Here is a 24,145-nt window from a genome sequence, read left to right on the forward strand (position 1 = left end):
GGAGACATCATGAACACGACCGAAAAGGTAATCTTCGAGCAGTTCCGCTATTGGGAAAAAGCCATCGGCTCGAATACGGCAAGCGGCAAGGCGGACGACCTCCTCGTCTTCGTCGGCTGTGGCACCTCCTTCAACCTCGCTTTGTCTCTGGCCGCCTATGCCAACAGCCTCAAGCGCAAGGCGATCGCCGTCCCGGGAGCGGAATGGCTTAACCGGCCTTCTTACTTCTGGCCGGAATGGCAGAAGACCCATGTGGTCGCGCTCTCGCGCAGCGGTGAAACGACGGAAACGGTTGCCGCCGCGAAGGCAAGCCGCGCCGCCGGCGCCTTCGTGACCGCCGTGACCGTCGAGCCCGAAAGCGCACTCGCCAAGAACTGTGACCAGTTGATCTGCTCTCCGACCCATCCCGAGGAAGGCATCGTCATGACAGTTTCGGCAAGCCTCATGGTGTTGCTCAGCCTGCAGCTGATCGGTCAGACCGTGCCTGCCTCGGCCGTTGCATCGGCACGTCAGCTCGCGAATAAACTCGACTCCGCCCTGCCCGACATTATCAAGGATCGTTCGCACTTCGTTTTTCTCGGCGGCGGCCCCCTTTTCGGCATCGCGCTCGAAGGGGCGCTCAAGCTGATGGAAATGAGCCAGCTGATGACGCAGGCCTTTCATCCGCTCGAATACCGCCATGGGCCAATCAGCCTCGTCGACGAGAAGACGGCTGCCATCATGCTCTACAGCACGGACCAGAGACACGCCGAGGCCAAGCTCGTTGGCGAGTTGCGCGAGAAAGGCGCCGTGGTCATCGGTATCGGTGGCCCCGGCGATCTGGAGCTTACTGTCGATGTCGATCTGCCGCTTGCCGGTCTCGTTGTCCTGCCAGCGCTGCAGATCCTTGGCGAACGCGCAGCGCAAGCAAGACAGATTGATACCGTCTCGCCGCGTCATCTTACCAAGGTCGTCACACTCGTATGAGCGCCGTGATCGATCAAAACCGCCAGACCGCCCTGGCGAAACTGTTCGGCGAAAGGGCCCGGCCCCTGCCGCGCGGCATCACATCTGTATGCTCGGCTCATCCGCTGGTCATCGAGGCGACATTGCGACACGCGGCCCGGCGGGGTGATGTCGTCCTCATCGAGGCGACCTGCAATCAGGTCAATCAGGAAGGCGGTTACACGGGCATGAAGCCAGCGGACTTCCGGGCCTTCATCGAGCGCATCGCGACAGAGGTCGACTTTCTCGCAAACCGCATCATTCTCGGGGGCGACCATCTCGGCCCGAACCCATGGCGAAAGCTCGACGCCGAGGATGCGATGGCGCGTGCTGAGGCTATGGTGACGGCTTATGTCGAGGCCGGTTTCGAAAAACTGCATCTCGACACGTCAATGGGCTGTGCTGGCGAGCCCTTGGCGCTTGCCGACGAACTGACCGCCGCAAGAGCGGCACGTCTGGCGAAAGCTGCCGAAGAGGCTGCCCGTCGCAGCGGTCGACGTCTGCCGGTCTATGTCATTGGCACCGAGGTGCCGCCGCCCGGCGGTGCGACCCATGCACTGGACGAGTTGGAGATCACGCGGCGGGAAGCAGCTCTGAGGACGCTTGATGTTCACCGTCGGGCATTTGCCGAAGTGGGCGTCAGTCCAGCTTTGGAGCGCGTTATCGCCATTGTCGTCCAGCCGGGAGTCGAGTTTGGCAACGCTAATGTCGCGCTCTACAGGCCCGAGCGCGCGCAAAAGCTCATCTCTGCGCTCGATGGGATGAAGGGACTGCTTTTCGAAGCTCATTCCACCGACTACCAGCCGGCAGCCGCGCTCTCGGCTCTGGTCGACGGCGGGTTTGCGATCCTGAAAGTCGGCCCCGGCCTGACCTTCGCATTGCGGGAGGCGCTCTACGGCCTCGATGCGATCGCCGGTATTCTTGGCGATGGCAGGCCAGGCAGCGGGCTCACGGCGGCGATGGAAGAGATCATGCTCGCCGAGCCCAGCCACTGGGCTGGCCACTATGGCGGTACGGCTGATGAGCAGCGGTTGCAGCGGCATTTCAGCTACAGCGACCGTATCCGGTACTACTGGCCCGACGCACGTGCCGCTGCAGCAGTCGACGAACTACTCGCCCGGTTGCCCGACGAGATCCCGGAAACGCTGATCAGCCAGCATCTCGCCCGCGTCTACCCTGATGTGGTCGAAAAGCGTGTCGCTCCGAAAGCCCGCGATCTCTGCCTTGCCGCTGTTGATGCTGCGCTCGCTCCCTACGCCACCGCGACAGCGCCTCGATAAGCGAGGCGCTACATATCGCTCTGCCCGAGCGAGCGCAGATCCGAAATCAGATTTTCAGCCGGAGACAGTTATGGCGTCCGTAAACGTGGCAAATGTCCGCAAGAACTATGGTCACTTCGAAGTATTGCACGGGGTCGACATCGATATCCGCGACGGAGAATTCGTCATCCTTGTCGGCCCTTCCGGCTGCGGCAAGTCGACCTTGCTGCGCATGATCGCAGGGCTTGAGGAAATCTCCGGTGGCAACGTCTCGATCGGCAGCAAGGTCGTCAACAACGTCGCCCCGAAGGGGCGCGACATTGCCATGGTCTTTCAGTCATATGCGCTCTATCCGCATATGACGGTCGAAGCGAATATGGGATTTTCGTTGCGACTGGCGAAAGCGCCGAAGGAGCAGATCAAGGCGCGTGTCCGCGATGCGGCGCAGATCCTCGGCCTCGAACATTTCCTCGACCGCTATCCGAGAAATCTCTCCGGCGGTCAGCGTCAGCGTGTTGCCATGGGCCGCGCCATCGTCCGCCAGCCGCAAGTCTTCCTCTTCGACGAGCCCCTGTCCAACCTCGATGCCAAGCTTCGCGTGCAGATGCGCTCCGAGATCAAGCAGCTGCATCAGCGGCTGAAAACGACGACCATCTATGTGACGCATGATCAGATCGAAGCCATGACCATGGCCGACCGGATCGTCGTCATGCGCGATGGTTATGTCGAGCAGATCGGTTCACCGCTCGATCTCTACGACCGGCCGGCCAATCTCTTCGTCGCCGGCTTCATCGGTTCGCCGGGCATGAATGTCATCAAAGGCAGGATCAGCGCGTCCGGACCGCTCGAATTCATCGCCGACGGAGGGGCGCACCTGCCGCTGCCGGAGGCTGCTGCGGCAGCACGCGGCGCGGAGGTGGTCTATGGCATCCGTCCGGAGCATCTGATCGTCAGCCAGGACGGCGTGAGCGCCGAGGTAGCGGTCATCGAACCGACGGGCGCGGAGACCCAGATTAACGCGAAGCTTGGATCGGATCCCCTGGTGGCGACGGTGCGAGACCGGCTTTCCCTGCAGGCCGGCGATACCGTCAGAATGATGCCGGATCTCACCAAACTGCATCTTTTCGACGCCAAAACCGAAAAGCGCCTGCCGATCGGCTAGCGGCTGCTTTATGCTACCGAGTGAAAACGGTGCGGCGATGATCGCCGCACCTTGTCTTGCTTTGCGGGTCTGACCTCAGAACTCTTCCCAGTTGCCGCCCTTGGTATCCAGTGCGGCATTTCCTGAGAATGCGGAGGCAATCTTGCGACCGAGCGTCCGGGCGGGAGACGGCGCCGGCGTAGCGTTTCGCCCGGCGCTACGAACAGGCGCCGAATGCGAAGCATAGCCTGCTTCGTTCAGCTTGAACTGAGCGAGAAGCTGGTTGAGCGATGCAACCTCCTTCGCAAGATTGTAGCTGGCAGCGGTCGACTCTTCGACCATGGCAGCGTTCTTCTGCGTATCCTGGTCCATCTGATTGACGGCCGTGTTGATCTGGTCGAGGCCCAACGACTGCTCCTGCGATGCTTCGACGATCGCAGCGATATGTCGGTTGATTTCCTGAACCTCCGAAACGATCGCCTGAAGCGCCTTGCCGGTATCGTCGACCAATTGCACACCTGCATGCACCTGCGCATTCGAGGCCGTGATCAGATCCTTGATCTCTCTGGCCGCCGTTGCGGAGCGCTGCGCCAGTTCACGCACTTCCTGCGCGACGACGGCAAAGCCCTTGCCGGCCTCGCCGGCTCGGGCTGCTTCAACACCGGCGTTAAGCGCCAGCAGGTTCGTCTGGAAGGCGATGTCGTCGATCACGCCGATGATATTGCCGATCTCACCGGAAGACTTGGAGATCTGCTCCATGGCGAGCACGGCCTTTCGGACCACCTCACCAGAATGTTCGGCGCCGGTTTTGGCACGGGCCACGAGCTGGCCGACATCCTGGGCGCGTTTGCTGGAACCCTTGACGGTCGTGGTGATTTCTTCGAGAGCCGCAGCCGTCTCTTCGAGAGCCGCCGCCTGCTGCTCGGTGCGCTTGGCGAGATCGTCGGCAGCCGACTTGATCTCGTTTGCTCCCGAGTCGATGCCGCGGGCATTCTGCGACACCCGGTTCAACGCGGATTGCAGCTTGTCGGCGGAGTCATTGAAGTCGCTGCGGACGCCATCGAGCCTTGCCACGAAGGGCTGCGCGATCCGGTAGGACACATCGCCCTCGGCAAGCTTTGACAGGCCGGCAGCGAGATTGTCGACGGCAAACTGCACATCGGCAGCGTCCTTCGCCTTTTCCTTCTCGCGCTCGATCTGTTCTCTTTCGCTCAAGCTGCGATTGGCTTCCGCCTCCTGTTCGAGGCGAACCCGCTCGATCGCGTTCTGCTTGAAGACCTGAACGGCACGGGCCATCGCGCCGATTTCGTCAGGCCGGCCCTGACCTTCGACCTCGACATTGATATCACCTGCGGCCAGGCGCGCCATCGTGCCGGTCGTCTTCTTCATGACCGACGCAATCGAACGCGCAAAGACGAGGAAACCGAGCAGTGAAATAAGTGAGACGACGACTGCGCCGATCCCAGCCATCCAGAACGCCTGCTGCGATGCTTCGACGACTTCCGTAACATCGGAGCCGATTTCGAAGACACCGATCTTGCGACCGGAGAAATCTTCGAAGGGAATGGCGGTGACTTCATAGTCCCTGTTGCCGAGAACGGCATGGACACGGACGCGGTCGCCGTTGAAACCCGCCTGCAACTGTTCCTGGGTGAGGATCGTCTTGTCTCCGAAGGTCGAGGCCTGCGGCACAAATTTCCCGTCCTGCAGGATATGGACCGCAACTTCGGCATCGACGGATTTTGCAAGCGGCGCAAAATAGTCATTCGTGAGCGAGGTGCCGACATCGACGACGCCGACAGTCTTGCCGTCCTTGATAACGGGGGCCGAGGCAAACATGCTGACGGCGGTCCGCCCAGGTTCGATGCCCGCGTTCAGTTTGCCCTGCGTCAGCGCCGCAACGATCATCTTGCGACGTCCCTTGAGATCGTCGCCGAAGGTGTCAGGCGTATGGATACGTGCGACCGCGAGGCCATCGCCATTGCTGAAGGTGATGAGCTGAAGGCCTTGCGCTTTGATCGCCGGCAGGCTGGCTGTGTATTTTGCAAGAATGGATGCCCGATCATTCTTGGCGATAAGATCGGCCGTTTCGGGCTCACCGGCAAGGGCTACTGCAAGCCCGGCAGCAGCGCGTTTCTGCGCATCCATATCGGTCTGGATGACGTGCAGGTCGGCCGAGAGCTCCTTCTGAAGCGATTGATCGCTCATCGCGCTCTGGCGATGCCAGGCAAGACCACCGATTGCTGCGCTCGCAAACAAAACCGCAGCGAACCCGTAGGCTGTGATGCGGATCCAAATCGGCCGCTTAATCTGTTCTTCGCTCATATCGTCCTCTCATGCGTCGAGTACCCTAATTCTTGAGAGGAAAACTTGTTTTTTACTTAATTTTGAATGGTCAACATTATGGACATAATCCGTAGGCACATATCGCCGACAGCGCTAGCAAGCGGCGCCTTATCCCGCATAGATTGTGTCTATTTCCATCGCTTGGGCGAGTTCGAAACTCCACACCTGAGGGATGGACGAGCATCGACAACGCGACATGCCGTATCGCCTTCCATGCCAGACCAATCGGCGTCTCATGGCAGGAACCGACCAGATGGTTTCAGATACTCGGCCTTATCTCTTGATAAGCCACGGAGTTTTCTGTCGTCACCCAATCGGGTGATGCTCAAGTATCAGTCTCTCCTCTAAAAGATTTGGCCAGACTAATATTCGGCTTCGGCCGCTCATATGACTTTACCAATCGAAAGACAGTCAAATGGAGCATGCGGATATTGTCGATGCCATCTATCGGGCTTCTGTAAACATACAGTTGTGGTCCAGCACATTATGCGCGGTTGTTGACTATGTGGGAGCAACAGCCGGCAATATTGTCTATCAGGCCCCAGATGGAAAAAGCAGTTTTCTGATCCCCGGCCGGATGCGCGAAGATCTGAACGATCTCTATCTGCAACATTACGCCGGCAATCCCTATGCAAAGGCGTTCGAGAAAGTTCAGCCGGATCAGGTAGCGATCGGCAATGAGCTCATCGATGATGCCGCCGTTCGGCGCACCGCATACTATGCCGACATCTGCGCGCCTCAAAATATCTACAATCAGCTCTTCGTTCCTCACGCCAGCCTGCACGAACGCGGCGGTATCGGCGGGGTAGCGCTTTTTCTCTCCAAGGCCCAGGACACCGAAAACGCCCAGGCGGCCCGGAAGCTCCTGCAATTGACGCCGCATCTTTCCCGCTCGATAGAGCTTTCCCTTCATGTCGGAAGCATCAGGCGAGAAGCCAGCCTTCTGCAGCGGCTGCTCCAGGCGCTGCCCGATGCGGCCATGCTGCTCGATGGCCAAGGCGAAATCGTCCTGCTGAATTCCGCCGCAGAAGACATCCTGAGACGGGGCGACGGCCTTTCGATCAACAGACATGAGCGCTCGGCGCTTCCAAGCATTTCCAGCAGCTCCAAGGTTCTGGCTCATGCGATACGGCAAGCCATCGAAATCGCAAGCGGAACCGCCACGCAATTGCCGGGCGCTGTCCAGATTCTCCGACCGTCGGGCCTGCCTCCCTACCTCGCGCAGGTCACTCCACTACCGCCAAATTCCTTCGTCGCCTGGGACTCGGCAGATTCCGGCGCCCGCGTGCTTCTTCAGATCGTCGATGCGGAAAGCCGCGCCACCGGGCAGGCAGAGCAGCTTCGCAGTATCTTCAGCCTAACCGCCGCGGAAACGAAGGTGGCTGTGCTTGTCGGCTGCGGATTTTCGGTTCCAGAGACCGCGAGGATGCTTGCCCTGTCTCCCAACACCGTCAAAACACATACAGCAAGGCTCCTGTCCAAGACGGGTGTGCGATCTCAAGCGGCATTTGCGCGACTGATGGCGTCCGTTCCCGCGCGGCCCGGCCGGCCCTAATCCCGTTTCCGTCGCAAAGTGATAACGAGAGGCGTTGTAAGGCCGAAAATACGGGAAGGTGATGAAGGGACATCCCCTTCCCGCTCAACGCATCGACTTCTCGATCAGGGATCGGGCGTCGTCAGCTCCGTTTCCTTGGTATCGACGACAAATACGGCCAGAATTTTTGCCGGCTTCGTCTTGCTGGCATTCGCACTTACCAAGTGATGATCGCCGGGTACTTCGATCCAGTTTTCACCGGTTTTGAAGACCTTTTCCTTGCCGTCGTTCACCTTGCTTTTGATTTCACCCTCGATGACCGTCGCGTAGATGAAAGCGCTCTTCGCATGGGTATGCGCGGGATTATACCCGCCCGGCCCGTATTCAACGAGGACGCCGCGCATACTTTTGCCCGGGACATTTGGCAATTCATGGTCGAAGACGACCGTGATCTTGGCATTGTGGGCCTTCTGAGCCGCGAAAGCCGGGGCTGCGGCAAGGGACAGCGCCAGCGCGGCAGTGGTCATGGACTTGAGCATCGTATCTTTCTCCTCTGAGGCTCGCTACGACCTGGGCAAGGTAAGTCCACGCACGAGGAAAGGTCAGATATACGATGGTTTAACGCGCTGCCCTGCGGCTGTGATGACACAGTCCGCGAGTGTGTCGACAACTAGTTAAGGTTGTTGTTGCGGTTGGCGTCAACAAGATATATCTCGGAAATGCCACTCGAAATTGTCTTTTCTCGCCGTCGCTGCGATTGAGACCAAACTCCCGAACCGATCATCCCGGAGCGATCGAATGCATATCCAGCCGCAACACCGGATCTATGTCTGCTTCTTTCTCTTCGCCGTTTCGATGGGAGCACTGCTTTCGCGCCTGCCCGACCTACAGGACGCCCTGGGCGTCAACAAGTCCGAACTCGGCCTCACGCTGATCGGCGCAGCGATCGGTGCGTTGATTTCCCTGACATTCGCGTCGCCGCTCATTGCGCGCTTCGGCGCGCGTAAGACGGCGTTCCTGACCGTGCTCGGCACGTCCGCGCTACTGGCAACCATTCCCTGGGCCAATGCCGCCTGGCTGGTTTTCTTCATCCTCTTCTGTGAGGGCTTGCTGGCCGGCGCCCTGGAGATCAATCTCAATGTCGAGATCGATCGCATCGAAGCCCAACTCGGCCGTGGCGTGATGAACAGGGCACATGGCTTCTGGAGCCTTGGATTCTTCCTGACCGCACTTTTCGGCTCTGCCGTTCGTCAGGCGGGCGTGCCAATGCATCTGCATCTTGCGCTGACATTCACTTTCGTCTTGATCGTCGGCATTGTCGTCATCTCGGGCATAGAGAATGCGCCGGCCCGTGCCGGAGTTGAGCATGTGGAGGGCCCAAGTATGGCGCTGCCGACATGGGGGCTCATGCCACTTTGCGTGATCGGCATTGCCGCCTTTCTGGTGGAAGGCGCAGGTATCGACTGGTCGGCGATCTATATGCGTGACACCTTCGCGGTCGAACCCTTTATCGGCGGCCTTGGGCTGACGCTGTTCACCTTTTTCATGGCGGTCGCCCGACTATTCGTCGATCCGCAAGTCGACCGATTTGGCGCGCGCGCCGTCGCAACGTTTCTGCTGGTTCTCGCGGTGGTCGGGCTTTGCGCAGTCTGGCTTGCGCCACACCCCTATGTCGCGCTGTTCGGTTTTGCGCTGATGGGCGGCGGCTGCAGCGCGGTCTATCCGCTCGCCGTGTCTGCCGCGGCACAGCGAACTGATCGCCCAGCCCATCTCAATGTCGCGGCTCTCGGGCAGATGTCCTTCGTCGTATTCTTCCTGGCCCCGCCCCTTCTCGGCTTTGTCGCCGAGCATGCCGGCATCAGAGTTTCCTACCTTGTCTGCCTGCCGATCATCGTCGCAGCCCTTTGTTTGACAAAGGCGTTGAAGCCGCGCGCCGTTGACAACAAGGAGGATACCGAGGACGAAGCCAGTCAGGCCGCATGCGGATAAATGGTCAGCCGTGCCGGCCTCAAGATTGATCGCCCTGGCCGGCGGACCGGCGAATGACGAGCGTACAGGGCAATCTCTCGACGCCAGGTTGGATCGGTTCACCTTTCGAGAGAGCGAGGATCGCAAGCCCGGCGCGGTGACCGAGTTCCTTGAGTTCCATGTCAACGGTCGTGAGCGGCGGGCGTGTCTGCCGTGAGACGACTTCCCAATTGTCGAACCCGACGACCGCAACGTCGCCGGGGATGGAGACGCTTCTGTCGCGCAGCGCATCGATGACGCCGCGAGCGATCTCGTCGCTGCCACAGAAGATCGCATCCGGTTTGGCCCCCGATCGCGAGAATACCGTCTCGATCGCCGCATGCCCCCATTCTTCCGACCAGTCACCGAACATGACCTCGGCCGTCTGTCCAACGAGCTCCCGATAGGCCTCGGCGCGAATACAGGCGGCGCGATAGTTCTGCTCACCGGTAATGTGCAGGATGCGGGAGCGGCCGAGGCTCTGGAGATGTTCAACCGCAAGCCGCGCACCTTGAGCGTCATCGGGATGAAAGCTGACGCTGTCCGCGGGTCCCTGCGCGAAGACATAGACGACTGGAATGCCCAATTGGGTCAGTTCCGGCGGTGGTTCCAGATCAATGCGCGTCGCGGTGAAGATGATGCCGTCGACCTGCCGGTCGCGCAGCGCTTCGAGATGCAGTCTTGCCAGCCTTGGATCATTGTTGGTGGCGCAAAGGAAAAGGGAGACGCCATGGTCAACAAGCACTTCCGATACGCCGCTCGCCATCGGTAGCGTCAGACGCCCGTATGTATCGTTGGTCAGCATGCCGATCGCATGGCTGCGCTTGGTCAACAACCCACGCGCGAGCGCGTTCGGTCGAAATCCGATCTCCTCGGCGATCCGTCGCACCTTTTCACGGGTCTCGGCATTGGTTCGCCCAGTGCCATTCAGCGCGTTCGACGCCGTCGAAATACTGACCCCCGCAGCCTTCGCAACGTCACGGATCGTATGTCGGCTGCCACCAGATTCCTTCAAATTCGCACCTGTTCAATTGGCTTGTTAAAACCTTTTAGCAGAAAAAATTTAGCTGCTAAAAGGTTTTAACAGAAAGATGGTCTTTTGATGCATACAGACTGTCGACATGAAAAATTTTCTCCGTTAACGTCATCTTCGTCTTGAGGCAGAGGAGCCTCGCATAAGAGAAGGGGAACCCATATGTTACATTTGAAAACCACGATTGCCGCTGTTGCGTTGCTGGCGAGCTCTTCTCTCGCCAGCGCCGAAGAAATCACGCTATGGGTGCGCACATCTTCGGGTGCCGTGCTTCAGGGCCTGGCCGAAAAGTACAATGCTTCGCATTCCGACAAGGTTAACGTGACCCAGATCACCGCCGAGCAGATGGTGCCGAAGCTCGGCGCCGCAATCGCCGGCGGCGCAGCGCCTGATGGGGCGGTCCTTGATCTGATCTACCTGCCGACCTTTGCAGCCAATGACAGCCTTGAGGACATCAGCGACTTCGTCAAGGGTCTGCCCTATTCGGCAGCACTCAGCCCGTCGCACATCCGCCTTGCCACTTATGACGGAAAGGTCTACGGCGTGCCGGCGCTGCCGGATGCCTCGATCATCGCTTACAACACCGACCTCTTCAAGAAGGCCGGCCTTGACCCGAACAAGGCTCCGGCCTCGCTCGATGAGATTGCCGCCGACGCCAAGAAGATCCATGCGCTCGACAAGGAAACCTACGGCTTCTACTTCGTCGCCAATTCCGGCAGCTGGCTGATCTACGACTTCCTGCCGCATCTGTGGGCGGCCAATGGCGACGTGCTCTCCGATGACGGCCGCACGGCGACCGTTGACACGCCGGCGCTGCGCGACACCATTGCTGCCTATCGCGACATGTGGAAGGAAGGCGCCATTCATCCAACCTCCCGTTCAGGCAACGGCAATAACGCCGTCGAAGCCTTCGCCTCCGGCAAGGTCGGCATCCTCATGACCGGCTCCTACATCGTCAACCTGCTGACCAGCAAATATCCCGACGTCAAGTTCGCGGTTGCCCCGATCCCTGGTCCTAAGGGCGGCGCATCGAGCTTTGCCGGCGGCGATACGGTTGCCCTCATCAAGGGCATCAGTGAGGAGAAGAAGAAGGTCGCGCTCGACTTCGTGAAATTCTACATGGAGCCCGAGCAGCAGGTCTACATTACCCAGGAATCCGGCATGCCGTCGCGCACGGATCTTGCCAAGGAAGCCTATGCCAAGTTCGACCCACGCAATCTGATCGCCTACGATATCCTGGCAAAGGCGCGCACGCCCTATACCTTCTCCTCGGATGAGTTGTTCGTCAGCCGCACCGGCCCGTTCCTCAACCTGATCCAGGGCACGATTTTCGGCGATGATGTCGACGGCTCGATCAAGAAGGCGCAGGACGACTTCACCAAGATCCTCGATCGCACCAATCCGTAATCGCATCTCAAGCGGGGCGGCCTCCCGCCCCGCTCCTTCCGCGGATGCCGACGCGCGGTTTTGAAATCTTCGAGGAATGACAGTGGTCGACACGCCGACAACACACATAAAACAGCCGATCTCCGGAGAGCCGGAGCCGAAGGGCTGGCTAGGGCTGGCCTTCATCCTGCCCGGCTTTCTGTTCATCCTGGTGCTGTTTCTCGTTCCGCTCGCCATGACGATATGGATGAGCTTCTACAACTGGCCGCTGCTAGGCCGGAAGAAATTCATCGGTCTTGCCAACTACGGCGAACTGCTGGGCGACATGCAGCTCTGGCATTCGCTGGGCTTCACGATGCTCTATACCGTGCTGGTGACGGCCGCGATCTTCGCCGTTGCCTTTCCCTTGGCACTGCTCGTCGATCGCCCACTGCGCTCGGCCGGCTTTTTCCGCACCATCTTCTTCATGCCTGTCGTCATCGGTTTCGGCGCGGCCTCCACACTCTGGATGTGGCTGCTCAATCCTGACAGCGGCGTCTTCGCTCAGGTTCTGCGTGGCATAGGTCTCATCAGCTCGGCACCGCGCCCGCTCGAAAGCTTCTGGCCAGCGATGGCCGTGATCATCCTGATGGTCGTCTGGAAAACCTCAGGCTTCACGATGGTCATCCTGCTGACCGGCCTGCAGGGCATTTCCAACGATGTCATCGAGGCCGCCAAGATCGACGGCGCCAGCGTCTTCAGCCGGTTCCGCCGTATTACGCTGCCGCTGATGCGCAATTCGCTGGTGCTGGCTCTGGTCCTCAATGTCACCTCCTCGATGCTCGCCTTCGACCAATTCTTCATCATCACCCAGGGTGGGCCGGAAAACAGCACGATCTCGGCGGTATTTTCCATCTACCTGGCGTCCTTCTCATCCTATCGGCTCGGCTACGGTTCGGCGCTCTCCTTCGCGCTGCTGATCGTGCTGGTCGCCATCAGCGCCATTCAATTCGTGCTGCTGCGCGAGCGCCCGGAGGAAGGCTAATGACCGTGACCCCATCCAAGATGAACACCAATCCGCGAGGCGGCCAGACGGGCTACCTGCTCTTCCTGGTGGCATCGATCCTGTTGGCGATCTTCTTCATCATGCCGATCGTCTGGTCGCTGGCGAATTCCTTCAAGCCGGCTGCCGAGGCGCTCGCCAACCCGGCTGCGCTGTTTTCCAAGACCTTCTCGCTGGAAAATTACCGGCGGCTCGAGAATGTCGGTGCCGGCTGGTATGTGTACGCTGCCAATTCGGTGATGATCGCCGTCGGCACGGTTGTGCTGACGGTGGTCGTCTCCGTGCCGGCCGGCTACGGCTTCTCCAAGTTCCGGTTTCCCGGCCAGTCGATCCTCTTCGTGCTGATCATGGCGACGATGATGATCCCGTTCCAGTCGATCCTAACACCGTTGTTCCTGATCCTGAAGCTTCTCGGGCTGCAGAACAACCTCTTCGGCCTGGTGCTCATCTACGTCACCTTCCAGCTCCCCTTCTCCGTTTTCATGATGCGCAATGCCTTTGATGCCGTGCCGAAGGCGCTGATCGAGGCGGCGCGCATCGATGGCGCCTCGCAGGCAACGATCCTGCGCCGCATCATGCTGCCGATTGCGCTGCCCGGCGTGGCGACGGTGGCGATGTTCGCCTTCCTCAATTCGTGGAACGAGTTCCTGGCCGCGCTCATCTTCCTGTCGGACCAGAACAAGTTCACGCTGCCGATCATGCTGGTGAACGTGTCCTCGGGCCTTTATGGCATCATCGACTGGGGGGCACTGCAGGCCGGTATCGTGGTGACCATGATCCCCTGCATCATCCTCTTCCTTCTTCTGCAACGCTATTATGTGCGCGGCCTGACGGCCGGCGCCGTGAAATGAGAAGCGGCCCGTCCGCTCAAGGAGTTCCCATGCCCATCGCCCAGAAATCACAGTCACGATCCCCGATCGACCGCTACGTGCCGGCCGACCATACCCGCGTCGCTTTCAATGGCGGCTTCTGGAAGAGCTGGACGGAAACCGTCCGCGACGTGACCATCCCCACCCAGCATATGCGGCTGGATGAAGAAGGCTTCCTCGAAGTGCTCGATTTCGACAAGCCGGCCGGCCCGCTGGCGCGGCCGATCCAGCCAAGTGGCCTGTCGATGCAGCATTTCTTCGATTCCGATTTCGGCAAGTGGATCGAGGCCGCGAGCTACACGCTGAAGAACAATCCGAATCCGGACATCGAGGCCAAGATCGACGCGATTGTCGAGAAGCTCGAACATGGCCAGATGACTGACGGCTACCTCAACAGCTGGTTCATCCGCCGCGAGCCGGAGAAGCGTTGGACCAATCTGCGCGACTCGCATGAAATGTATTCGATGGGCCATCTGCTGGAAGGTGCGGTCGCCTATTTCGAAGCGACCGGCAAACGCCGCTTCCTCGACGTGATGATCCGTGCCGTCGATCATATCATCGACACGTTCGGCCGTGAGCCGGGCAAGCTGCGCGGCTACGACGCGCATGAGGAAATCGAGCTGGCGTTGGTCAAGCTCTACCGCGTCACCAAGGATCCCCGCCACCTTGATCTCGCCACCTATTTCGTCGACGAACGCGGCCAGATGCCCTCTTACTATGATGAAGAGGCGCGCAAGCGCGGCGAGGACCCGACCAGCTATGTCTTCCAGACCTATGCCTACAGCCAGGCACACATGCCGGTGCGTGAACAGACGCAGGTCGTGGGTCACGCAGTGCGTGCCATGTATCTGTTCTCGGCGATGGCCGATCTTGCGTTCGAGAATGATGACGAGGGCCTGAAGAGCGCCTGCGACCGGCTCTTCAACAATCTGGTGGGACGACAGCTCTATGTCACCGGCGGCCTCGGGCCCTCGGCCTCGAACGAAGGCTTCACTAGGGAATACGACCTGCCGAACGAGACGGCCTATGCCGAGACCTGCGCCGCCGTGGCGCTCGGCTTCTTCAGCCACCGCATGGCGCAGATCGAACTCGACAGCAAATTCACCGACAAGCTCGAAACCGTGCTCTACAATGGCGCGCTTTCCGGTATCTCCCGCGACGGCGAACATTATTTCTATGAGAATGTGCTCGAAAGCCACGGTCAGAACCGCCGCTGGAAATGGCACTACTGCCCCTGCTGCCCGACCAATATCGCCCGTTTCATCACTTCGCTCGGTCAATATTTCTATTCGAGCAAGACCGATGAGGTTGCTGTCCACCTCTACGGCGAAAATGCCGCGGAGCTTACGGTCGGCAATTCCTTCCTGCGTCTGAAGCAGAAGACCGAATATCCCTGGAATGGCGATATCGGGATTTCGCTCGGCCTCGATCAGCCGAAGCGTTTCACGCTACGCCTGCGCATTCCCGGCTGGTGCCGCGATGCCAAGGCCTCCGTCAACGGCGAAGCAATCAAGCTGGATATCATCAAGGGTTATACGGCCATCGAACGTGAATGGAAGGATGGCGACGAGGTTCGGCTCGCCTTCGACATGCCGGTCGATCGCCTCTATGCCCATCCGGCGGCAACGGAGGACAATGGCCGCTTTGCGCTGCGGCGCGGGCCGGTGATTTTCTGCGTGGAGGAAGCCGACCTCGGCACGGAGCCGCAGCGGCTAAGGCTGCCCTCGCAGGGCGAGATTGCAGCAAGTTTCGACGAAACGCTTCTCGGCGGCGCCACCGTGCTCGAAGGCGATGCGCTGGAAGCCGATGCATCCGGATGGCAGGAGACGCTCTATCGCACCGAGCCGCCGGCGCTGAAGCCGCGACGGTTCAGGGCAATCCCCTACCATCTCTGGGCAAACCGAGAGCCGGGCGCAATGGCCGTCTGGCTGCACGAAAAGTAGGGAGATCACAATGGCACGCCTTGAACTGCGCAACGTGGTCAAATCCTACGGCATCTACGAAGCCGTGCGCGGCATCAACCTTGATATCGAGGACAACGAATTCGTCGTCTTTGTCGGCCCCTCCGGTTGCGGCAAATCGACGACGCTGCGCATGATTGCCGGACTGGAACACATCACCGGCGGCGATATCGTCATCGGCGATCAGGTCGTCAACCGGCTTGGCCCCGGCAAGCGCGACATTGCCATGGTGTTCCAGAACTACGCCCTTTATCCGCATATGAGCGTGCGCGAGAACATCTCTTTCTGCCTCGAACAGCAGAAGCTGCCGAAGGCGGAGATCGACGAGCGCATCAGCCGTGCGGCCGAGACGCTGCATATTACCGAACTCCTGTCGCGGCGCCCCGGCCAGCTCTCGGGCGGCCAGCGCCAGCGCGTCGCCATGGGTCGCGCCATCGTGCGCAATCCCAAGGTCTTCCTGTTCGACGAGCCGCTGTCCAATCTCGATGCCAAGCTGCGTGTGCAGATGCGCACCGAGATCAAGCGCCTGCACCAGTTGCTGCCGACCACGACAGTCTATGTCACCCACGACCAGGTCGAGGCCATGACTATGGCTGATCGCGTCGTCGTCATGAATGGCGGCATCATCGAACAGGCCGGGCCGCCGCAGGAACTCTACCATCATCCTGTCAGCCAGTTCGTGGCCGGCTTTATCGGCTCGCCGTCGATGAATTTCCTCATTGCGATGCTTGAAGCCGAGGGAGATGGGCTCGTCGTCATCCTCGAAGACGGCAGCCGGCTTGCCGTTCCAGCGACCCGGTTTCAGGAATATCAGGCGCATGCCGGCAAGCCGGTCATCTTCGGAATCCGGCCGGAATCGATATCGAGCCTGACGCCGAAACCCGGCTTTGAAACCATCGAGGCAAATGTCGATCTGGTAGAGCCGCTGGGGCCGGAAACGATGATCTATTTCGATATCGGCTCGGTCAGCATGTGCGCCAATGTCGATCCTGAGAGCGACCCGCGCCCACGCACGAAAATGCCGCTCTCCTTTAACATGAATCGCATGCATCTCTTCGATCCCGTCGGCGGCAGGTCGCTTTCGGCCTGACGTCGGCGTACGCACAGACATACCAACGGCGGAAACCCCTCGGATTAACCGAGGGGGCCGCCGCGATCACGCACCATCTGCCGCAGCCGCGTGAAGACAGCGGCTGACTGGCGCACGCCGTCGTGTTCGAATTCGTTCGTCACCCAGGTCTGGACATTGCCAACGTCACGCGCGGTGGCGAGTGACAGATCGGCATCGACATACATGTCATCGAAATAGACTGCTGCGGCGACAGGGATCTCGCCTGATGCCAGCCGGACTGGATCGTAGAGCGGTTCGAACCCGTCGTAGCGCGCCAGCGCTTCCACCGCATCGCGGAACGGCCGCAGCGAGCGGATTTCCTCGAACATCCACGGATACATCATCTCGCCGGTCAGATAGAGCGGCCGGCTCTCTTCGCCGAATTCGGCGAATTCCGACCGGATACGCTCCGCAGCCCAGCCGGTCGCACCCTTGCCCTGCCCGTAGATGCTTTCCTGCAGCACGGCGAACATCGGGTTTCCGTCATAGGAGGTCAGCGACATGACCGAAGCCAAGAAGGCATCGGAAAAGCGCATTTCCTCCGGATCGGAGAAGGCTTCATCCACCAGCCAGTGCACGTTTTCATAGCCGGGCGCCATGCCGAAATCGATGCCGATGGTCTGCAGCCGGCGAACTGTCAGGCGATCCCCATCAGGCAGACGGACATCATCGGCGGCAATGCGCGCGGCGATCCGGGCAATGCGATCGCGATCGGCGGGATAGCGCCGGTAATATTCCCGGTTCTTGGCAGCAACACGCGGATAGGTGCGGCGATAAACCTCATCTGCCGTTGCCGAGAGCCCAGCCAGCCCGCCCGTGACATAGCAGGCAGCCAGCCCCTCCGGCGCCTGCGACAGATAAGTCAGCGTCAGGAAGCCGCCATAGCTCTGACCAAGCGTCTCCCAGCGCGCGCCGCCGAACACGGTCTTCCGGAGATGCTCGCAATCGGCAATGATGCTGTCAGCCCGAAAATGGCTGAGATAATCGGCTCCGGCCCTCCCGTCCGCAAAGGCAGCCATGGTGGCGCTCTCGATGCGGGTGCTTCTGCCCGTACCGCGCTGATCGAGCAGCACGACGCGGTAGTTCTTGAGCGCCTCGCCGAGCCAGGGCGGACCGCCGCCGACCGGCCGTGGCGACTTGCCGCCCGGGCCACCCTGCAGGAAGAGCAGGACAGGTAGCTTTTCCTGCTTACGTGCGGGATCACAGACCTCGCGCGCGAAGACCTTGATAGAAGCGCCATCCGGATTTTTCCAGTCGAGCGGCACGTCGACGAGATGGTCGCAGACATGAACGCCGGGGATCGTATATTCGCTGACGAGCATGATCAAATCCTGTGGAATGTTTGTCGACACACTGCCTACAATTGCCCTATGCTGGAATCAAGCATTCAATTTTGACAAAGATAACGGATATATAGCGTGTCTCTCACGGTCTGGTCCCATCCCGTAGCAGCCATCACTGACGAAGAACGCCGCAGCCGCCTGTCGCACTTGCGCGAGCGCATGCAGGCGGACGGCATCGCCGCCACAATGCTCGGCCCAACCGAGAGTCTACGCTATTTCACCGGCCTCGTCTGGCACCTAAGCGAGCGACTGCTCGGCGCGGTCGTGACTGACGATAAACTCACTTACATCGTACCCGGTTTTGAGCGCAGCCGCGTCGAGATGCTGCCGCATCTGCCCGGTGAGATTGCCGTCTGGGAAGAAGAGGAAAGCCCCGCCGCATTGGTATCACGGCTCGTCGGTCCGTCCGGCAAGCTCGCGCTCGACGATGCATTGCCGCTTGCCTTCTATCACGCCTTTACCAGAGAGATGGGGGCGACCCGCCTTGTCGATGCAGGGCCTATCATCCGCGCGCTACGCGCCATCAAATCGCCGGCGGAAATCGCCCTCATCCGATATGCGATGGGTATCACGCTCGATATTCATCGCAAGGTTCGCGACACTCTCGCGCCCGGCATAGCCGCCTCGGACGTTGCGCGCTTCATCGACCAGCAGCATCGCGCTGCCGGCGCCGATGGCGGCTCGACCTTCTGCATCGTCTCCTTTGGTGCGGCGACAGCACTGCCGCATGGGGCGGATGGCGAACAGATCCTGCAGGCGGGTGACGTCATTCTCGTCGATACGGGCTGCCGGATCGACGGCTATCATTCCGATCTGACACGCACCTATACGCTGGACGAGGGCAATCACGAATTCGTACGCGCATGGGCAATCGAGCGTGAGGGCCAGCAAGCCGTTTTCGATGCGGCAAAACTCGGCACGCCCTGCGAGAGCCTTGATGCGGCCGCCCGCAACGTGTTTGCGCGACATGGGCTCGGCCCGGACTATCGCCTGCCCGGCCTGCCGCATCGCGCCGGCCATGGCCTCGGCCTCGAAATCCACGAGGCGCCCTATATCGTCCGCGGCAATAAAACTCCGCTGGCACAGGGCATGTGCTTCTCGAACGAGCCGATGGTTGTCTTCCCCGGCGCATTCGGTGTTCGCCTCGAAGACCATATCTACATGACCGAAGATGGCCCGCACTGGTTCACGACGCCCGCAGAAAATCCCTACGCGGTCTAAATTTCGTTTCCCTCCCACGCCAAGTCATCTGCTGCCATCGGTTCTCCTGGCGTCGGACATGAACGCGACGCCGATATCGGATGATGATCCGTCGGCAGCCTATTTGTACATCCGGATCTTCCGGATCGGGCCTGCGCGACCGGTTCGCTTCAGTCAGCTAGTCAATCAGCGAAGAGTTCGTCCGCCGCTTACACAAAAGCGTCACCGATAGCCGCTATGTTTAGGTCATCCGAATGAATTTTGGATTCATCCGAATGACTAATGAAGAACACTCGATCGAAGCAAGATCGCGGTCCGGCCACTGGCAGACCGTCGAGAAGCAGATCAACAGGGATATCGCGTCAGGCGCGCTCCAGCCGGGAAGCCGCCTGCCGACGGAAACCGAGATCATGGAGCAGTTCCAGGTCGGCCGCCACAGCGTACGACGGGCGATCGCCGAGCTTGCTGCTGCCGGAAAGGTGCGGGTCGAGCAGGGGCGCGGTACCTTCGTGGAAGAGCACTCCGTCATCACCTACAATATCGCCCGGCGAACGCGCTTCCGCAAAAACCTTCTGGAACAAGGGCGCGTTCCCTCCGGCCAGCCGGTCTCTGAGTCGGAGATCGTGGCGCCGCCGGGGATCTCCGCAGCACTAAAGCTCCCGGAAGGCGCAAAGGTCTACATGATCGCCCGCCGCGGCTTTGCCGACGATGTGCCGATCAGCTTCAGTCATTCCTACCATCCGGTCGAGCGCTTCCCGAACATGCACCTGCGCCGCCGCGCGGGTGAATCGGTCACCAGCATCTACGCTGCCTTCGGCATCCCCGACTATGTCAGGCAGAGCACCATGATCCTCACCCGCCGCGCGATTGGTGACGAAGCGCAGCTTCTTGCCCAGTCGCCCCAGCAGCCGGTGCTCGTCGTCCAGAAAACCGACGTCGACATGGAAGGCCGGCCAATCGCCTATTCCGAGACCGTCTGGGCCGGAGAACGCGTGCAATTCAGCATTGACAACGAGCCGGAGGATCGCGCTGCGACGACGGCAAAAGGACAGGACGATGAATGACACCATGGAAGCCGGCGCGCCCCCTGCCAGCTTCAGCCATGCAAGCATGCTCGACATACTTGCCAGGGCGGATGCGGAAGGGATCAAGGCGATTGCAGAGGAACTGCTCGATGACGTGGGAGCGGTTGAGGTTCTCGTGAACCGCACCGGCCTTGCGATGCTGCCCTACACTGACACCGTGCATAACACGGCCTTCCATCTCGGCGAAGTGCTGATGGCCGAGGCCCATATACGCCTGTCGGATCATGGCGTGGAAGGTTATGGCGCCGTCGTCGGGCGCGATCTCGAACATGCCATGGCGATCGCCGTCATCGATGCGAGTTTCGCAGGCAAGATCGGCAAGACCGGCATCGAGACCTTCCTGACCAGCGAACAGCGCCGCCAGATTCAGGACGACGATATCAGGCTGCGCAAGGTCGAAGCGACGCGCGTGCGCATGGAGACCTTCTGATGACACAGACCTTGCTCCTTCCGACTGATGAGGACATACGCACGAACGCCACCTTCGATGCGCTGATGTGGGCACTTGCCCGTCCCGGCCGCGTCCAGCCCCTGCCCTTTCAGGGCCTTCTTGCGCTGGCCGAAAGCCTGCTCGACCGCGAATGCAGCTTCTTCTGCACCGATGAGAGATTGAAGGCAGAGATTGTCGGGACCGGCGCCAATGCCGTTGCCCTGCATCAGGCGGAATATGTCTTCGCATCGATCGGCGACCGCGCCGAAGTCTCCGCGCTTTCGGTAATGCTCAGCGGCAATCTGCTCTATCCAGATGCCTCCGCAACGATTTTCGCGCCGGCCATCATCGGATCGGGAACGGGGCTTCGCCTGACAGGCCCCGGCGTCAACGGTTCCATCGATATCGCGATCGGCGGCGTGCATCCGGATTTCTGGGCGCTGCGCGCCGAAGCCACCCACTATCCGCTCGGCTGGGACATCTATCTAGCCGACGGCGCAAGCCTGATCGGCATTCCCCGCTCCACCAAGATAGAGGTGCTCTGATGGCCTATGTTGCAACACGTGGCGGAGAACACGCTATTGAACAGTCCGAGCGCTTCTATCGCGAAGAACTCGGACAGATCGACAAGGCCCGTGTCGACGCGATCGGCGAGAGCCTGCCTTACTTGGTCGACCGCGTGATGGGCGAAGCCTCGCTTTACGCGCCAGAGCTTGCCGCATTGGCGCTGGCCCAGTCCGGCGGCGACCTCTACGAGGCAGTGCTGCTGCTGCGCGCCTATCGCACCACCCAGCCGCGCCTGACGATTGCTGAACCGGTGCGCCAGCGGGATCTCTTTACAGTGCGGCGTATTTCGGCAGCCTTCAAGGATATTCCAGGCGGCCAGATCCTCGGGCCGACGCTCGATTATTCGCACCGTCTGCTGAATGTCGATGTGCTGAACGGAACGACCTTCGTTCCAGAACCGGTGGAAGCCGCAAAGACACCCGCACCCGCCACCCAGCCGTCGCTCACCGACTGGCAGAAGGCGCAGGGCCTGATCGAGGAGACATCAACGGAAGACGTACCGCTCGACGAGATCCCCGATGTGACGCGCGAGCCGCTGCTCTTTCCGGCGAGCCGCGCCCACAAGCTGCAGAGTCTGGCGCGTGCCGATACCGGCGGGACGCTGGCGCTCGGCTACTCGACCATGCGCGGTTATGGCAGCGTGCATCCGACCGTCAACGAATTACGGCTCGCCGAAGCCGAAGTGCGCATCCGCCATCCGCGCGGCACGCTCTTCAGCGCCGGACGCGTGCGCGTCAGCCAAACGGAGGTCATCTCCAAGAGCAAGGGCCTCGAACTCGGCTTTTCCGCCACGTTCGGCTGGAACGAGGTGAAGGTCATTGCCGCCGCCTCGCTCGATCTCGCCTCCAATCAGCCCAATCCCCATCCGGCCTCGAATGAGGAATTCGTCCTCTACCATACGGAACCCGTCGAAAGCTCGGGCTTCTGCATCCACTTCAAGCTGCCGCATTACGTGACCTTCCAGTCGAGCCTCGATGCTATCAGGCGCGTCAAAGCCGACAAGGCAGCCAATGAGACCGGAGCACCCCGGGACGGCGCCGTCAAGCAGGCCGAACTCGAAAAGGCAATGCCGTGAAACTCGATCAACTGACAAAACCCTGGGCGGCCTTCAGCTATGGCTTCCTGGACGAATCCGCCAAGCGCGAGATGCGCCGCCGCATCCTCAAAGCCATCGCCATTCCCGGTTATCAGGTGCCCTATGCCAGCCGCGAAGTGCCGATTGCCCGCGGCTGGGGAACCGGCGGCCTGCAGGTGACGCTGACGCTCCTGAAGCCGACATCCGTCGTCAAGGTCATCGATCAGGGCGCCGACGATTCGGTCAATGCCAGCAGCATCCGCAAGTTCCTGCGCCGGGTCAGCTCGGCCCGGGAGACATTGGATACGCTGGAGGCAGACATCATCCAGTCGCGCCACCGCATCCCAGAAGAGAAGCTGCGCGAGGACCAGATCCTCGTGCTGCAGGTTCCCAATCCCGAACCGCTGCGGCCTGTCCAGCCGGACATGTCAGAAGCGCGTATCATGCATGGTGATGCCGATTACGGCCAACTCTGGTTGACCCTTTACGAGCAGCTGGTGCGCTCCGGCCGGATTATGCAGGGTTCCAGCTATCCGAGCATGGTCAATGGTCGCCATGTGATGACCCCTTCGCCGATCCCGCGCTGGGATGTGCCGAAGATGAACCAGGCGGCGAACCTCACCATCCTCTCGGCCGGCCGCGAAAAGCGCATCCATGCCGTGCCACCTTACACGCGCGTCGAACCGCTTGTATTCGACGACGTGCCCTACCGGGTCGAGGATCATGCTGACAAGATTTGTCACCGCAGCGGCGTAACAGGCTATTTCATGAACGAACTACCGCAGGATGATGGCTCCTCCACCTTCGAGGTTTCCGACAGCCAGTATGGCGTCAAGCATATCCGCAAGCGGGACGGCGAGACCGTTGCCATCGGCGAAACCTATTACAAGCAAGGCAAGATCGAGCAATGAGCGCCGCCCCCCTTTCCGCCTCCAATCTTTCTGCCGCAAATCTTTCGGCATCCGGGCGCCAGCCGCCGCGGCTGATGCTGTCCTCGCCGATCCTGACGATGAACGGCATCCGCAAGAGCTTCGGCGAGGTACAGGCGCTGCGCGGCGTCGATGTGACCGTCTATCCCGGCGAAGTGCTCGGCATCGTCGGCGAATCCGGTTCCGGCAAATCGACTTTGCTCAGGATGATGAACCTAGAAGACCGGCCGGATGATGGTGAATACAGGCTGACGCTTCCCGGCCGCGAGGATATCAACCTCTTCACGCTCGACCGTTTCGAGCGGCGCATGCTGCGGGCGCGCCATATCGGTATTGTCTACCAGAACCCGCATCTTGGTTTGAGGATGAACCATACGAGCAGCGGAAATGTCGCCGAGCGGCTGCTGATTGCCGGCGAGCGGAATTTCGCAACGCTTCGTGCCCGCGCCAAGGGCGCACTCGATGCCTCGGAATTTCCGGTCGCGCGCATGGATGCCCGTCCCGCGGAACTCTCGGGCGGCATGCAGCAGCGCGTGCAGCTTGCCAAGGCGATTGCGCTCGAACCGGCGCTTCTGCTGCTCGACGAACCTACCACGGGGCTCGATGTCAGCGTCCAGGCGCTGGTGCTCGACACGCTGAAGCGGCTGCAGCGCGAACGCCGGATCACCATCGTCATCGTTTCGCATGATCTCGGTGTTATCCGCACGATGGCAGATCGTGTGATGGTGATGCGCAACGGCGAAGCCGTCGAAGAGGGGCTCGCCGACCAGATCTTCCAGGATCCGCAGCATGAATATACCCACCAGCTCGTGCATGCGAAGCTTTGAGAGGAGACCGAGCCGG

General features: G+C 60.6%; 22 protein-coding genes. 17 read left to right on the forward strand and 5 right to left on the reverse strand.

Features of this window, described 5'->3' with window-relative positions; all coding sequences use genetic code 11:
- Positions 1–9 precede the first annotated feature (9 nt).
- The 3 genes from AB8B33_RS29390 to AB8B33_RS29400 all read left to right on the forward strand — a co-directional run bounded on the left by AB8B33_RS29390 (position 10) and on the right by AB8B33_RS29400 (position 3,405).
- Positions 10–966, forward strand: a complete 957-nt coding sequence (locus AB8B33_RS29390; protein WP_439018063.1) for an SIS domain-containing protein — start codon at positions 10–12, stop codon at positions 964–966.
- Positions 963–2,264, forward strand: a complete 1,302-nt coding sequence (locus AB8B33_RS29395; protein ID WP_439018064.1) for a D-tagatose-bisphosphate aldolase, class II, non-catalytic subunit — start codon at positions 963–965, stop codon at positions 2,262–2,264. Before AB8B33_RS29390 ends, AB8B33_RS29395 begins: the two co-directional genes overlap by 4 nt.
- A gap of 70 nt (positions 2,265–2,334) precedes the next feature.
- On the forward strand, positions 2,335–3,405 hold the full coding sequence (locus AB8B33_RS29400; protein ID WP_439018065.1) for an ABC transporter ATP-binding protein: 1,071 nt from the start codon (positions 2,335–2,337) through the stop codon (positions 3,403–3,405).
- Positions 3,406–3,480: 75 nt separating this feature from the next.
- On the opposite strand, the gene AB8B33_RS29405 is transcribed toward AB8B33_RS29400, so the two are convergent.
- Together AB8B33_RS29405 and AB8B33_RS29410 are read right to left on the reverse strand one after the other, a co-directional pair.
- The gene (locus AB8B33_RS29405) at positions 3,481–5,709 is read right to left on the reverse strand and encodes a methyl-accepting chemotaxis protein (protein WP_439018067.1); all 2,229 of its coding nucleotides are present in this window, start codon (positions 5,707–5,709) and stop codon (positions 3,481–3,483) included.
- A gap of 505 nt (positions 5,710–6,214) precedes the next feature.
- Positions 6,215–6,727, reverse strand: coding sequence for a hypothetical protein (locus AB8B33_RS29410; RefSeq protein ID WP_439018068.1), 513 nt, complete (start codon positions 6,725–6,727; stop codon positions 6,215–6,217).
- On the opposite strand from AB8B33_RS29410, the gene AB8B33_RS29415 reads away from it, so the two are divergent.
- Positions 6,710–7,285, forward strand: coding sequence for a helix-turn-helix transcriptional regulator (locus AB8B33_RS29415; protein WP_439018069.1), 576 nt, complete (start codon positions 6,710–6,712; stop codon positions 7,283–7,285). The genes AB8B33_RS29410 and AB8B33_RS29415 overlap by 18 nt on opposite strands.
- A 104-nt stretch (positions 7,286–7,389) precedes the next feature.
- On the opposite strand, the gene AB8B33_RS29420 is transcribed toward AB8B33_RS29415, so the two are convergent.
- On the reverse strand, positions 7,390–7,803 hold the full coding sequence (locus tag AB8B33_RS29420; protein ID WP_113320356.1) for a cupin domain-containing protein: 414 nt from the start codon (positions 7,801–7,803) through the stop codon (positions 7,390–7,392).
- Between the two features lie 259 nt (positions 7,804–8,062).
- Between AB8B33_RS29420 and AB8B33_RS29425 the strand changes: the two genes are divergently transcribed.
- Positions 8,063–9,253, forward strand: coding sequence for an MFS transporter (locus AB8B33_RS29425; RefSeq protein ID WP_439018070.1), 1,191 nt, complete (start codon positions 8,063–8,065; stop codon positions 9,251–9,253).
- 19 nt (positions 9,254–9,272) lie between these two features.
- Here the strand turns inward: AB8B33_RS29425 and AB8B33_RS29430 are convergent, their stop codons facing one another.
- Positions 9,273–10,286: a LacI family DNA-binding transcriptional regulator gene (locus tag AB8B33_RS29430; RefSeq protein ID WP_439018071.1), complete on the reverse strand. Its 1,014-nt coding sequence runs from the start codon at positions 10,284–10,286 to the stop codon at positions 9,273–9,275.
- 180 nt (positions 10,287–10,466) lie between these two features.
- Between AB8B33_RS29430 and AB8B33_RS29435 the strand changes: the two genes are divergently transcribed.
- The 5 genes from AB8B33_RS29435 (at position 10,467) to AB8B33_RS29455 (ending at position 16,652) form a co-directional block, all read left to right on the forward strand.
- Positions 10,467–11,711, forward strand: coding sequence for an ABC transporter substrate-binding protein (locus AB8B33_RS29435; RefSeq protein WP_439018072.1), 1,245 nt, complete (start codon positions 10,467–10,469; stop codon positions 11,709–11,711).
- Between the two features lie 76 nt (positions 11,712–11,787).
- Positions 11,788–12,714 carry a carbohydrate ABC transporter permease gene (locus tag AB8B33_RS29440; protein ID WP_439018073.1) on the forward strand — a complete coding sequence of 309 codons (927 nt, stop codon included), beginning with the start codon at positions 11,788–11,790 and terminating at the stop codon, positions 12,712–12,714.
- Between the two features lie 20 nt (positions 12,715–12,734).
- Positions 12,735–13,583 carry a carbohydrate ABC transporter permease gene (locus tag AB8B33_RS29445; protein ID WP_439018885.1) on the forward strand — a complete coding sequence of 283 codons (849 nt, stop codon included), beginning with the start codon at positions 12,735–12,737 and terminating at the stop codon, positions 13,581–13,583.
- Positions 13,584–13,612: 29 nt separating this feature from the next.
- Complete coding sequence (locus tag AB8B33_RS29450; protein ID WP_439018074.1) at positions 13,613–15,544, forward strand: glycoside hydrolase family 127 protein; 1,932 nt, start codon at positions 13,613–13,615, stop codon at positions 15,542–15,544.
- 10 nt (positions 15,545–15,554) lie between these two features.
- Positions 15,555–16,652, forward strand: coding sequence for an ABC transporter ATP-binding protein (locus AB8B33_RS29455; protein WP_439018075.1), 1,098 nt, complete (start codon positions 15,555–15,557; stop codon positions 16,650–16,652).
- 44 nt (positions 16,653–16,696) lie between these two features.
- Here AB8B33_RS29455 and AB8B33_RS29460 read toward each other — a convergent pair whose 3' ends face one another.
- Positions 16,697–17,995, reverse strand: a complete 1,299-nt coding sequence (locus tag AB8B33_RS29460; RefSeq protein WP_439018076.1) for an alpha/beta fold hydrolase — start codon at positions 17,993–17,995, stop codon at positions 16,697–16,699.
- A 96-nt stretch (positions 17,996–18,091) separates the two neighbouring features.
- On the opposite strand from AB8B33_RS29460, the gene AB8B33_RS29465 reads away from it, so the two are divergent.
- The 7 genes from AB8B33_RS29465 to AB8B33_RS29495 all read left to right on the forward strand — a co-directional run bounded on the left by AB8B33_RS29465 (position 18,092) and on the right by AB8B33_RS29495 (position 24,129).
- Positions 18,092–19,237, forward strand: coding sequence for a M24 family metallopeptidase (locus AB8B33_RS29465; protein ID WP_113320365.1), 1,146 nt, complete (start codon positions 18,092–18,094; stop codon positions 19,235–19,237).
- 254 nt (positions 19,238–19,491) lie between these two features.
- Positions 19,492–20,280, forward strand: coding sequence for a phosphonate metabolism transcriptional regulator PhnF (gene phnF / locus AB8B33_RS29470; protein WP_113320431.1), 789 nt, complete (start codon positions 19,492–19,494; stop codon positions 20,278–20,280).
- Complete coding sequence (locus tag AB8B33_RS29475; RefSeq protein ID WP_113320366.1) at positions 20,273–20,731, forward strand: phosphonate C-P lyase system protein PhnG; 459 nt, start codon at positions 20,273–20,275, stop codon at positions 20,729–20,731. Before phnF ends, AB8B33_RS29475 begins: the two co-directional genes overlap by 8 nt.
- Positions 20,731–21,276: a phosphonate C-P lyase system protein PhnH gene (phnH, locus tag AB8B33_RS29480; protein ID WP_439018078.1), complete on the forward strand. Its 546-nt coding sequence runs from the start codon at positions 20,731–20,733 to the stop codon at positions 21,274–21,276. Before AB8B33_RS29475 ends, phnH begins: the two co-directional genes overlap by 1 nt.
- Positions 21,276–22,373 carry a carbon-phosphorus lyase complex subunit PhnI gene (locus tag AB8B33_RS29485; protein WP_439018079.1) on the forward strand — a complete coding sequence of 366 codons (1,098 nt, stop codon included), beginning with the start codon at positions 21,276–21,278 and terminating at the stop codon, positions 22,371–22,373. The genes phnH and AB8B33_RS29485 overlap by 1 nt, the downstream gene beginning before the upstream one ends.
- Positions 22,370–23,284 carry an alpha-D-ribose 1-methylphosphonate 5-phosphate C-P-lyase PhnJ gene (locus AB8B33_RS29490; protein ID WP_439018080.1) on the forward strand — a complete coding sequence of 305 codons (915 nt, stop codon included), beginning with the start codon at positions 22,370–22,372 and terminating at the stop codon, positions 23,282–23,284. Before AB8B33_RS29485 ends, AB8B33_RS29490 begins: the two co-directional genes overlap by 4 nt.
- Positions 23,281–24,129 (forward strand): ATP-binding cassette domain-containing protein, encoded by an 849-nt coding sequence (locus tag AB8B33_RS29495; protein ID WP_439018081.1) that lies wholly within the window; start codon positions 23,281–23,283, stop codon positions 24,127–24,129. The genes AB8B33_RS29490 and AB8B33_RS29495 overlap by 4 nt, the downstream gene beginning before the upstream one ends.
- Positions 24,130–24,145 lie beyond the last annotated feature (16 nt).

The organism is Rhizobium sp. 768_B6_N1_8, assembly GCF_051811225.1.
In the GTDB taxonomy this organism is placed as follows: domain Bacteria; phylum Pseudomonadota; class Alphaproteobacteria; order Rhizobiales; family Rhizobiaceae; genus Rhizobium.